Source organism: Bacillus sp. FSL M8-0071, assembly GCF_037975455.1.
Taxonomy (GTDB): Bacteria; Bacillota; Bacilli; order Bacillales; family Bacillaceae; genus Bacillus; species Bacillus subtilis.
On sequence record NZ_CP150256.1, the window covers coordinates 931240 to 942500 of the forward strand.

The window sequence follows — 11261 nt, forward strand, 5'->3', positions numbered from 1 at the left end:
TAGCTATACGATCACCTGCACATTCTAATGACCGTGGAGGTGATAACAATGGCTAACTCAAATAACTTCAGCAAAACAAACGCTCAACAAGTTAGAAAACAAAACCAACAATCAGCTGCTGGTCAAGGTCAATTTGGCACTGAATTTGCTAGCGAAACAAACGCTCAGCAAGTCAGAAAACAAAACCAGCAATCAGCTGGACAACAAGGTCAATTCGGCACTGAATTCGCTAGTGAAACTGACGCACAGCAGGTAAGACAGCAAAACCAATCTGCTGAACAAAACAAACAACAAAACAGCTAATCACTGAAACAGAAAAAAGCACTTCATCTTCGGGTGGAAGTGCTTTTTTCTGTTTGAAAAACGACAAAACTTGTGGAAGGTCTACAGAATGAGTCAAAGGGTTTGCTTTATGGAGATCGAAATGATTAAAGGAGGAAATGTTTATACTTTCATCAGGCTGAAGGAGGAACCGATGACCGAATTTGAAAAGCTGGTAAGTGAACAGATGAAAACGATGGATAAGCTTCTCGATCTCCAATCAGAGCTCGACCGCTGCAAACAAATTGAGGCGGAACTCCGGCATTTGGAAAGGGATGCAAGGCTGCGTGGGATTCAGGCTGAAATTGCGGTAAAACGGAAACACCTTGCCGATATACAGGATATGTTTCAAAAGCAGACAGAGCAGGTCATTCGTTCATATCGCAGCTCAGAAAAGCCGTCTTCCTTTGTGTAGTGCAGGAATGTGCCATTCCCCGGCCGGAATGGCTCTTTTATTTTCATTTTTCAATTTGTAACGTTATAATAGGTAAAAGACGTTGTCGGTAAGCAAATTTGGACATACTAACTGTAGGGCTTTATAGAAAGTAGGGGAGAAATATGGGCTATCCCAAGGAAGGAGAAACCATTCAAATTCACAGCTATAAGCACAACGGGCTGATTCATAGAATTTGGAATGAGACAACAATCTTAAAAAGTACAGAAATGTGTGTCATCGGAGCCAATGACCGGACGATGGTAACCGAATCAGACGGCCGGACATGGATAACCAGAGAGCCCGCAATCTGTTATTTTCACGCAAGACAATGGTTTAATGTCATCGGGATGCTGAGGGAAGACGGGGTTCATTATTATTGCAACATCAGTTCTCCGTTTGCCTATGATGGCGAAGCAATTAAATATATTGATTATGACTTAGATGTTAAGGTTTTTCCTGACATGACCTACAATATTCTCGATGAAGACGAATATGATGATCATCGGAAAGCCATGAATTATCCAAAAGAAATCGACAGTATTTTAAGAGACTACTTAAATACGCTGCTCCATTGGATTCACCAGCGTCAGGGACCGTTTGCGCCCGAGTTTGTCGATATGTGGTATGAACGGTATTTGCGCTATACAAAATAATGGTTACGTAAAAACCTGTTGCGGGGTACAACAGGTTTTTCACATGGGCTCACACACATCATGATAAAGAGAGAGGGGGAATCAACGTGGGGGTTATGAAACGCTACATGCAATTCGTCAAACCTTATAAGAAGCAAATTTTCGTTACAGTGTTAATCGGGATCGTAAAATTCTCCATTCCGCTTGCTCTCCCATTGCTTCTGAAGTACGTAGTTGACGACATTATTCAAGGAGGCGGCACGGCCAGTGACAAAACCACGTCATTGTTCACGATTATGGCGATCATGTTCGCCTTATTTTTAATTTTGCGCCCGCCTGTTGAATATTACCGGCAATATTTTGCCCAGTGGACTGCCAGCAAGGTGCTTTATGATATAAGAGCTAAGCTGTTTGACCATATACAAAAACTGAGCCTTCGTTTTTACGCGAATACAAGAACAGGGGAAGTCATTTCCCGAGTGATTAATGATGTAGAACAAACAAAGGATTTCGTCATCACAGGGCTGATGAATATATGGCTCGATATGCTGACGATTTTGATTGTAATCTCTATCATGCTCACACTGGACGTTAAATTAACGCTGATCTCTATCGTTTTATTCCCATTATACGGAATATCAGTGAAGTATTTTTACGGCCGTTTACGAAAGCTGACAAGGGAGCGCTCACAGGCTCTTGCTCAAGTGCAGGGGCATTTGCATGAACGCATTCAAGGCATGCCTGTCATCAGAAGCTTTGCGATAGAAGATCATGAACAGGCTCAATTTAATGAGAAAAACGGTCATTTCTTAGATAAAGCCATCCGCCACACGAATTGGAACGCGAAAACCTTTGCGGTCGTTAATACCATTACAGATTTGGCGCCGCTCATCGTCATAGCGTGCGCCGGGTATTTTGTCATTAATGGACCGCTGACAGTCGGAACAATGGTCGCGTTTGTCGGATATATTGACAGAATGTACAACCCTGTTAGAAGGCTGATCAATTCCTCTACAACTTTGACACAGTCAATCGCATCAATGGACAGGGTGTTTGAATTTATTGACGAGCCCTATGAACTCACTGACAAACCAAATGCGATAAAGGCCGATCAGATTCGCGGAGGAGTGGAGTTTCAAAACGTTTCGTTTCAATATGAGAAGGACAAAGAAAATATTCTTCATGATGTATCCTTAAAAGTAAATAGAGGAGAAACTGTAGCTCTCGTCGGCATGAGCGGAGGAGGAAAATCAACGCTCGTCAGCCTGATCCCAAGATTTTATGATGTAACAAGCGGCAGACTGCTGATTGATAGGACGGATATTCGCGATTATGAAGCAAGAAGCCTTCGCAACCAGGTTGGTATGGTGCTTCAAGATACCTTTTTATTTAGTGAAACGATTCGGGAAAATATCGCGATCGGCAAGCCTGATGCCACACTTGAAGAGATAATCGAAGCCGCCAAAGCTGCAAATGCCCATGAATTTATCATGAGTTTTCCAGAAGGATATGAGACCCGGGTGGGGGAACGAGGCGTTAAGCTTTCAGGCGGACAAAAGCAGCGGATCTCAATTGCGCGGGTATTCCTGAAAAATCCGCCGCTCCTCATTTTAGATGAAGCTACATCAGCTCTGGATTTGGAAAGTGAGCATTACATTCAAGAAGCGATGGACAAACTGGCGAAGGATAGAACAACTTTTGTTGTCGCCCACCGTTTATCGACAATCACCCATGCGGATAAGATTGTTGTCATGGAAAACGGGACAATCATTGAAATCGGAACCCATGATGAACTCATGGACTATGAGAGCCAATACAAGCACTTATTTACCATTCAAAATTTGAACTAAAACATCAATCTTATATCCTTTTAACGAAGGATATAAGATTTTTTTGTATATAAAAAAACCCGGCTGTTTAACCGGGTTACTCTTCTGTTTCTATTTCGCAGTCTTTCGGATGATACGTTTGAAAACTTGTGATAAGTGTTTCTAAATGTTCAAGCTGCTCGCGATATTCCACGGCGCTTGCCATAATATTGAGCATGTTGTAATCAATAAGCTCCTCATCCGTATTCTGCTGATTTTTTAAAAATGACTTTGTTAAAAGCTGCTTATACCGGATGCCTTCTTCAACCGCGTCATCATGCGGCTTGATTTTTCCGACAAACCTCATCAAAATCCGCTCGTGCCAGTAAAGCAGGTAATCAAGTTCTTCAGTCAATGTTTCCTGAAACTCTTCCGGCATATGATAGATCTCGTTTTCCAGACGATGCAGCTTCTTCAATGTATCAAGCGCCCGATTTGCAGTAATAATGGCCTGTCTGAACAGGACAAGCTTTCTTGATTTCACATAAGTCGTTTTCTTAAAGTAACTTCTTTCTTCTTTATATAGAAGATATGTCTGATCAAGCTTGATCATTTTTTCTTTCAGTTTTTCAATATCCTCTTTCAAAATCGAATGCTCTGTCGACTGCCGCATGGACAATCTGATCCACTTCATAATTTCTTCGGTGTTTTCGACGGTATTATGAATCAGCTTTGTTTCGTACTTAGGAGGCAAAAACACAAGGTTGACGATAAAGGAAGAAAGCACCCCTAAGATGACTGTGCTTGTTCTGATCAGCGCGAACATTAAAAAGTCGTCACCGGCAGATTCTAATATCGCAATGACTGTTACAAGAGCAATTGAAATTGTATGTTCAATTTTAAGTTTCAGCATGATTGTAATGACAATAACTGCTGTTAACCCGATCATAATCGGGCTGGGTCCGAAAATAAGGCCGAACACTGTGGCAATCACAGCTCCGATGATATTTGCTTGAACCTGGTCAATAATAATGAGAAAAGAGCGGTAAATCGACGGCTGGATCGCAAATATCGCTGCAATTCCAGCGAAAATCGGCGCGGGAAGCCCGATCCACGAAGCCAAATAAAGGGCAAGTGTAATCGCAATCCCGGTTTTGAAAATGCGGGCACCAAGTTTCATTGGTTTGTGCGTGCATTCCTTTCTATAGTAAATTGTGTGACATAGCAAATGGGCTAATCCTTAAAATTCCCGGTTAGTTTATTTGCTAAACAATTAAGTAATATACAGGGATCGATACAAATATTCAAGCTATTTTTCTAGAAAAAGACCAAAATCTTACACGCTGTTTGATTCCATAAAAAAAACAGGAGCTCAAAGCTCCTGTTCAAGGTATTTGATTCTAGTTTTTTAGATGTTTAAATGCATCCTCGACCGCTGTAAGCGTGTCTTTAATATCCTGCTCTGTATGTGCTGTGGTAATAAACCAAGCTTCATACTTAGAAGGTGCTAAATTAATTCCGCGTTCCAGCATCAGCTTGAAAAACGTAGAGAATGTTTCTCCGTCACTCCGTTCAGCCTGCTCGTAATTTTCCACTTTCTCATCAGAGAAGTATACCGTGAGCGCACCTTTTAACCGGTTGACCGTAATGGTGATGCCGTGTGTTTCTGCGTGCTTCAAAATGCCTTCCTCAAGCATAGCGCCAAGGTGATCAAGCTTTTCATACACGCCTTTTTCTTTGAGCACTTCCAGACAAGCGATGCCTGATAGGATGGAAGCGGGGTTCCCTGCCATTGTTCCTGCCTGATAAGCAGGCCCTAGCGGAGCTACCTGCTCCATGATTTCTTGTTTGCCGCCATAGGCCCCAATCGGAAGTCCGCCGCCGATAATTTTCCCGAGTGCTGTTAAATCTGGTTTCACCTGTAAGAGATCCTGCGCGCCGCCATACATAAAGCGGAAAGCCGTAATGACTTCATCGTAAATAACGAGAGCCCCTGCATTATGTGTTAATTCATTTACTTGTTCTAAGAAGCCCTCTTTCGGCTCCACGATACCGAAGTTGCCGACAATCGGTTCAACGAGAACCGCCGCGATTTCACTGCCCCATTTTTCAAGAGCTGCTTTATAGCTATCGATATCATTAAATGGTACTGTGATCACTTCGTTTGCAATGCTTTTCGGTACACCGGCTGAGTCTGGTGTGCCGAGAGTAGACGGGCCGGAGCCTGCGGCGACAAGCACAAGGTCCGAATGCCCGTGATAGCAGCCCGCAAATTTAATGATTTTTGTCCGGCCTGTATATGCGCGAGCCACGCGGATGGTCGTCATAACGGCTTCTGTACCCGAATTGACGAATCTTACTTTGTCCATAGCGGGAATGGCTTCTTTGAGCATTTTTGCAAATGTAACCTCGTGTTTCGTTGGTGTTCCATACAATACACCGTTCTCTGCTGCTTTTTTAATCGCTTCTGTAATATGCGGATGGGCATGTCCTGTAATAATCGGACCGTACGCCGCTAAATAATCGATGTATTTGTTGCCGTCCACATCCCAAAAATAAGCGCCGCTTGCTTTCTCCATTGCAACAGGAGAACCGCCGCCGACTGCTTTATATGATCTAGACGGGCTGTTTACACCGCCGACAATGTGCTGTAATGCCTCATTGTGAAGTTCAATTGATTTTGTATGCAAGAATAAAAACCTCCTATATCTCCATGCGTCCTTTCTATTGTAGCATGCTTCCGAACAAGAACAATGGCTTCGGGCTTCAGATTCAGCTGAGATGGTTGTAATCTGGACAAGAATTGGATACGCTTAATAAAAAAACATCCGGAGGTAACGTAATGACTATAGAAATCGGACAAAAAGCGCCTGATCTTGAGTTAAAAGGTGATCATGGGGAAACAGTAAAATTATCGGATTATAAAGGAAAGTACATCGTGCTTTATTTTTATCCAAAGGACATGACACCGGGATGTACAACTGAAGCATGCGATTTTCGGGACAGTCACGAAAGCTTCGCCGAACTGGATGCCGTCATTATCGGCGTCAGCCCGGACAGCCAGGAAAAACACGGAAAATTTAAAGAGAAGCATAACCTTCCATTTCTGCTTCTTGTTGATGACGAGCATAAGCTGGCGGAAGCATTTGATGTGTGGAAGCTGAAGAAAAACTTCGGAAAAGAGTATATGGGAATCGAGCGTTCCACTTTTTTAATTGATAAAGAAGGCCGGCTCATTAAAGAATGGAGAAAAGTAAAAGTAAAGGACCATGTAGCCGAAGCGCTTCAAACCCTCAAAGATATGTCTGAAAAGTAAATCTCTATGAGCCTATGCTTACTTTTACCCTGATATCAATTGACAAATTATCGTAGAAAGAGTTACACTAATTATAAACATTACAATGTAAGAATTTTTTTTAGAAGAGAGGTGCATGACGGATGGCTGCACATGAACTAAAAGAAGCCTTAGAAACGTTGAAGGAAACCGGAGTTCGCATTACTCCTCAACGTCATGCGATTCTGGAATATCTCGTTAACTCTATGGCTCATCCAACAGCGGACGATATATATAAAGCTCTGGAAGGGAAATTTCCTAACATGAGCGTAGCGACGGTATATAACAATTTGCGTGTGTTCCGGGAATCAGGTTTGGTAAAAGAGCTCACATACGGTGATGCTTCCAGCAGATTCGATTTTGTCACATCCGATCACTATCACGCGATTTGCGAAAACTGCGGTAAAATTGTGGACTTCCACTACCCGGGCCTTGATGAAGTGGAGCAGCTCGCTGCCCACGTCACGGGCTTCAAGGTAAGCCACCACCGTTTAGAAATTTACGGCGTCTGCCAAGAGTGTTCGAAAAAAGAAAATCATTAAAAATAAGCTGACCGCACGAAACGGTCAGCTTATTTTATTTCGACATTTTCTTTTTATTATAAGACTCATCAAATTCTTTTCCTTCTAATCCCTTATCTAAAGTCAGCGGCTCTCGGCAATGCATGCACATATCGACTCTTCCTAAAACCTTTGTCTCTTTATCACAGCCTGGACAAATGACGCGAACCGCTTTAGTCGAAAGCATTCCGATCCAAAAGTAAACTACCGTGCTGAGACCGATGGATAAAAGCCCAAGTATCATAAACAAACTAGAAAGCAAAACTGACTCTTTGAAAAAGATCCCGATGTACATAATGATAAACCCAACGAAAACCAAACTTAACGCAAATGTTCTGATTTTATTAATTTTGCTGGAGTATTTCGCCATGTCCATCCCCCTCTGTTTTAACTATAGCACAAACCCGATGGGATTTTCTTCATGTTTTCGGTTGAACTGGAATTTACATATGGAGAGTTACTGTGAAATTGTTTATAATAGTTCAATGTGTTTAGAAAAAAGGAATTTCGTTTTAACCATAGAATTGAATCAAATAGAGAATAAAAAAATTTGAACAATTGCATTGGAGGAATAGTGATGGAAAATCTTCTCCGTCCAATTTACCAAGAAAGAGCAAGTCACCCCAATACATTGGCTGTCATTATGATTGAGAGAAGAAACAAAACATCTTCCTTAACAGATAACTTTGATGCAGCTTTGCTGGTGATTGTAAAGGATGCTGATGAGCCAGTTTTTATAAAGCATTATGAATTTGATCATCAAACAGCTTCTTTGCATGTGGTAACAGATTCTCAGATTCAAGAATGGATTTTGCTTGGAACAAATAGAAGAATCATAGATTGGATTGTAAATGGCAGAGTCTTGTTTGACCGTAATGAATACGTAGTTGAACTGATTGACAGGCTGAATACATTTCCGTTTGCCGAACGTAAACTGAAGATCGGACTCGAATACGGCAAATTAATCAGAAGGTATGTTGAAGGGAAAGCTTTTTTTGAAGCCAATCAATTTTTAGATGCCTACAATGCCGTTGTTCATGCGCTGCATCATTTAGCACGTATTGAAGTAATCGACAGAGGATTCCATCCCGAAACCACGGTGTGGAGCCAAGTGCGCCAGATGGAGCCCCAAGTGTACAAATTATATTCCGAGCTGATTGAAAGTCATGAGAGCCTGGAAAAAAGACTTGAATTATTATTCTTAGCAAATGATTTTCTCATCCATTCCAAAGCCGAGATCGGTTCGGCGCATCTTTTCGAAGTAATGAAAGAAAAAGACATTTGGCAATTCGGTGAGCTTCTTCAACATCATGACCTAAAGCACTTTACCCAAGATCTTGGCGTTATGCTTGATTACTTGACGGAAAAGGGACTTATCAACGTCTGCCAGATAGAAACGAAAGGACAGGCTGTCTATCACCGAGGATATTCTTTTAAAAAAGGTGTTGACTCTGATTCTTGACCGTGTTATATTATTAAACGTCGCTGATGCGCTTCTGAGAAAACAAGCTCACAGCGGCGGGAAAATAAATCAAAAAAACATTTGACAAAAGAAAGTCAAAATGTTATATTAATAAAGTCGCTTCAACAAGAAGTGAAAATGATCTTTGAAAACTAAACAAGACAAAACGTACCTGTTAATTCAGTTTTTAAAAAATCGCACAGCGATGTGCGTAGTCAGTCAAACTAGGGCCTGCACGACGCAGGTCACACAGGTGTCGCCGCAGGATGCGGTGAACTTAACCTGTGATCCATTTATCGGAGAGTTTGATCCTGGCTCAGGACGAACGCTGGCGGCGTGCCTAATACATGCAAGTCGAGCGGACAGATGGGAGCTTGCTCCCTGATGTTAGCGGCGGACGGGTGAGTAACACGTGGGTAACCTGCCTGTAAGACTGGGATAACTCCGGGAAACCGGGGCTAATACCGGATGGTTGTTTGAACCGCATGGTTCAAACATAAAAGGTGGCTTCGGCTACCACTTACAGATGGACCCGCGGCGCATTAGCTAGTTGGTGAGGTAACGGCTCACCAAGGCAACGATGCGTAGCCGACCTGAGAGGGTGATCGGCCACACTGGGACTGAGACACGGCCCAGACTCCTACGGGAGGCAGCAGTAGGGAATCTTCCGCAATGGACGAAAGTCTGACGGAGCAACGCCGCGTGAGTGATGAAGGTTTTCGGATCGTAAAGCTCTGTTGTTAGGGAAGAACAAGTACCGTTCGAATAGGGCGGTACCTTGACGGTACCTAACCAGAAAGCCACGGCTAACTACGTGCCAGCAGCCGCGGTAATACGTAGGTGGCAAGCGTTGTCCGGAATTATTGGGCGTAAAGGGCTCGCAGGCGGTTTCTTAAGTCTGATGTGAAAGCCCCCGGCTCAACCGGGGAGGGTCATTGGAAACTGGGGAACTTGAGTGCAGAAGAGGAGAGTGGAATTCCACGTGTAGCGGTGAAATGCGTAGAGATGTGGAGGAACACCAGTGGCGAAGGCGACTCTCTGGTCTGTAACTGACGCTGAGGAGCGAAAGCGTGGGGAGCGAACAGGATTAGATACCCTGGTAGTCCACGCCGTAAACGATGAGTGCTAAGTGTTAGGGGGTTTCCGCCCCTTAGTGCTGCAGCTAACGCATTAAGCACTCCGCCTGGGGAGTACGGTCGCAAGACTGAAACTCAAAGGAATTGACGGGGGCCCGCACAAGCGGTGGAGCATGTGGTTTAATTCGAAGCAACGCGAAGAACCTTACCAGGTCTTGACATCCTCTGACAATCCTAGAGATAGGACGTCCCCTTCGGGGGCAGAGTGACAGGTGGTGCATGGTTGTCGTCAGCTCGTGTCGTGAGATGTTGGGTTAAGTCCCGCAACGAGCGCAACCCTTGATCTTAGTTGCCAGCATTCAGTTGGGCACTCTAAGGTGACTGCCGGTGACAAACCGGAGGAAGGTGGGGATGACGTCAAATCATCATGCCCCTTATGACCTGGGCTACACACGTGCTACAATGGACAGAACAAAGGGCAGCGAAACCGCGAGGTTAAGCCAATCCCACAAATCTGTTCTCAGTTCGGATCGCAGTCTGCAACTCGACTGCGTGAAGCTGGAATCGCTAGTAATCGCGGATCAGCATGCCGCGGTGAATACGTTCCCGGGCCTTGTACACACCGCCCGTCACACCACGAGAGTTTGTAACACCCGAAGTCGGTGAGGTAACCTTTTAGGAGCCAGCCGCCGAAGGTGGGACAGATGATTGGGGTGAAGTCGTAACAAGGTAGCCGTATCGGAAGGTGCGGCTGGATCACCTCCTTTCTAAGGATATTATACGGAATATAAGACCTTGGGTCTTATAAACAGAACGTTCCCTGTCTTGTTTAGTTTTGAAGGATCATTCCTTCGAAACGTGTTCTTTGAAAACTAGATAACAGTAGACATCACATTCAATTAGTAATACAAGATATCACATAGTGATTCTTTTTAACGGTTAAGTTAGAAAGGGCGCACGGTGGATGCCTTGGCACTAGGAGCCGATGAAGGACGGGACGAACACCGATATGCTTCGGGGAGCTGTAAGCAAGCTTTGATCCGGAGATTTCCGAATGGGGAAACCCACCACTCGTAATGGAGTGGTATCCATATCTGAATTCATAGGATATGAGAAGGCAGACCCGGGGAACTGAAACATCTAAGTACCCGGAGGAAGAGAAAGCAAATGCGATTCCCTGAGTAGCGGCGAGCGAAACGGGATTAGCCCAAACCAAGAGGCTTGCCTCTTGGGGTTGTAGGACACTCTGTACGGAGTTACAAAAGAACGAGGTAGATGAAGAGGTCTGGAAAGGCCCGCCATAGGAGGTAACAGCCCTGTAGTCAAAACTTCGTTCTCTCCTGAGTGGATCCTGAGTACGGCGGAACACGTGAAATTCCGTCGGAATCCGGGAGGACCATCTCCCAAGGCTAAATACTCCCTAGTGACCGATAGTGAACCAGTACCGTGAGGGAAAGGTGAAAAGCACCCCGGAAGGGGAGTGAAAGAGATCCTGAAACCGTGTGCCTACAAGTAGTCAGAGCCCGTTAACGGGTGATGGCGTGCCTTTTGTAGAATGAACCGGCGAGTTACGATCCCGTGCAAGGTTAAGCAGAAGATGCGGAGCCGCAGCGAAAGCGAGTCTGAATAGGG

The 11261-nt window shown here is 44.2% G+C and carries 10 protein-coding genes and 2 rRNA genes (1 of these 12 running past the window's edge); 9 read left to right on the forward strand and 3 right to left on the reverse strand.

What is annotated here, in order from left to right; all coding sequences use genetic code 11:
• Nucleotides 1-48: 48 nt before the first annotated feature.
• From sspE to MKX71_RS04710, 4 genes are all read left to right on the forward strand, one after another.
• Entirely contained in the window at nucleotides 49-303 is a 255-nt protein-coding gene (gene sspE / locus MKX71_RS04695; protein WP_003233541.1) for a gamma type acid-soluble spore protein SspE, read from the forward strand.
• Between the two features lie 172 nt (nucleotides 304-475).
• On the forward strand, nucleotides 476-736 hold the full coding sequence (locus MKX71_RS04700; protein WP_003242708.1) for a YgaB family protein: 261 nt from the start codon (nucleotides 476-478) through the stop codon (nucleotides 734-736).
• A 143-nt stretch (nucleotides 737-879) separates the two neighbouring features.
• On the forward strand, nucleotides 880-1410 hold the full coding sequence (locus MKX71_RS04705; protein WP_003223272.1) for a DUF402 domain-containing protein: 531 nt from the start codon (nucleotides 880-882) through the stop codon (nucleotides 1408-1410).
• An 86-nt stretch (nucleotides 1411-1496) separates the two neighbouring features.
• Nucleotides 1497-3239 carry an ABC transporter ATP-binding protein gene (locus tag MKX71_RS04710; RefSeq protein WP_339231790.1) on the forward strand — a complete coding sequence of 581 codons (1743 nt, stop codon included), beginning with the start codon at nucleotides 1497-1499 and terminating at the stop codon, nucleotides 3237-3239.
• Between the two features lie 76 nt (nucleotides 3240-3315).
• On the opposite strand, the gene MKX71_RS04715 is transcribed toward MKX71_RS04710, so the two are convergent.
• Entirely contained in the window at nucleotides 3316-4377 is a 1062-nt protein-coding gene (locus tag MKX71_RS04715; RefSeq protein WP_003233537.1) for an aromatic acid exporter family protein, read from the reverse strand.
• 220 nt (nucleotides 4378-4597) lie between these two features.
• Nucleotides 4598-5887, reverse strand: coding sequence for a glutamate-1-semialdehyde 2,1-aminomutase (locus tag MKX71_RS04720; RefSeq protein ID WP_003233535.1), 1290 nt, complete (start codon nucleotides 5885-5887; stop codon nucleotides 4598-4600).
• Between the two features lie 152 nt (nucleotides 5888-6039).
• On the opposite strand from MKX71_RS04720, the gene bcp reads away from it, so the two are divergent.
• Both bcp and perR read left to right on the forward strand, forming a co-directional pair.
• Nucleotides 6040-6513 (forward strand): thioredoxin-dependent thiol peroxidase, encoded by a 474-nt coding sequence (gene bcp, locus MKX71_RS04725; RefSeq protein ID WP_003233532.1) that lies wholly within the window; start codon nucleotides 6040-6042, stop codon nucleotides 6511-6513.
• Between the two features lie 122 nt (nucleotides 6514-6635).
• Nucleotides 6636-7073 (forward strand): peroxide-responsive transcriptional repressor PerR, encoded by a 438-nt coding sequence (perR, locus tag MKX71_RS04730; RefSeq protein ID WP_003223285.1) that lies wholly within the window; start codon nucleotides 6636-6638, stop codon nucleotides 7071-7073.
• Nucleotides 7074-7107: 34 nt separating this feature from the next.
• On the opposite strand, the gene MKX71_RS04735 is transcribed toward perR, so the two are convergent.
• Nucleotides 7108-7461: a YgzB family protein gene (locus MKX71_RS04735; protein WP_014479226.1), complete on the reverse strand. Its 354-nt coding sequence runs from the start codon at nucleotides 7459-7461 to the stop codon at nucleotides 7108-7110.
• Nucleotides 7462-7668: 207 nt separating this feature from the next.
• Between MKX71_RS04735 and MKX71_RS04740 the strand changes: the two genes are divergently transcribed.
• From MKX71_RS04740 to MKX71_RS04750, 3 genes are all read left to right on the forward strand, one after another.
• On the forward strand, nucleotides 7669-8553 hold the full coding sequence (locus tag MKX71_RS04740; RefSeq protein ID WP_003243727.1) for a nucleotidyltransferase-like protein: 885 nt from the start codon (nucleotides 7669-7671) through the stop codon (nucleotides 8551-8553).
• Between the two features lie 293 nt (nucleotides 8554-8846).
• Nucleotides 8847-10396 (forward strand): 16S ribosomal RNA (locus MKX71_RS04745).
• 170 nt (nucleotides 10397-10566) lie between these two features.
• Nucleotides 10567-11261 (forward strand): 23S ribosomal RNA (locus MKX71_RS04750); it runs 2233 nt beyond the window's last position.
• Together the 16S and 23S rRNA genes form the textbook arrangement of a ribosomal RNA operon.

What these genes read in the sequence shown, in the direction of transcription:
- MKX71_RS04740 (WP_003243727.1), top strand. Translation starts at nt 7,669, where the DNA reads ATGGAAAATCTTCTCCGTCCAATTTACCAAGAAAGAGCAAGTCACCCC.
- MKX71_RS04705 (WP_003223272.1), top strand. Translation starts at nt 880, where the DNA reads ATGGGCTATCCCAAGGAAGGAGAAACCATTCAAATTCACAGCTATAAG.
- MKX71_RS04715 (WP_003233537.1), bottom strand. Translation starts at nt 4,377, where the DNA reads ATGAAACTTGGTGCCCGCATTTTCAAAACCGGGATTGCGATTACACTT.
- MKX71_RS04735 (WP_014479226.1), bottom strand. Translation starts at nt 7,461, where the DNA reads ATGGCGAAATACTCCAGCAAAATTAATAAAATCAGAACATTTGCGTTA.
- bcp (WP_003233532.1), top strand. Translation starts at nt 6,040, where the DNA reads ATGACTATAGAAATCGGACAAAAAGCGCCTGATCTTGAGTTAAAAGGT.
- MKX71_RS04700 (WP_003242708.1), top strand. Translation starts at nt 476, where the DNA reads ATGACCGAATTTGAAAAGCTGGTAAGTGAACAGATGAAAACGATGGAT.
- perR (WP_003223285.1), top strand. Translation starts at nt 6,636, where the DNA reads ATGGCTGCACATGAACTAAAAGAAGCCTTAGAAACGTTGAAGGAAACC.
- sspE (WP_003233541.1), top strand. Translation starts at nt 49, where the DNA reads ATGGCTAACTCAAATAACTTCAGCAAAACAAACGCTCAACAAGTTAGA.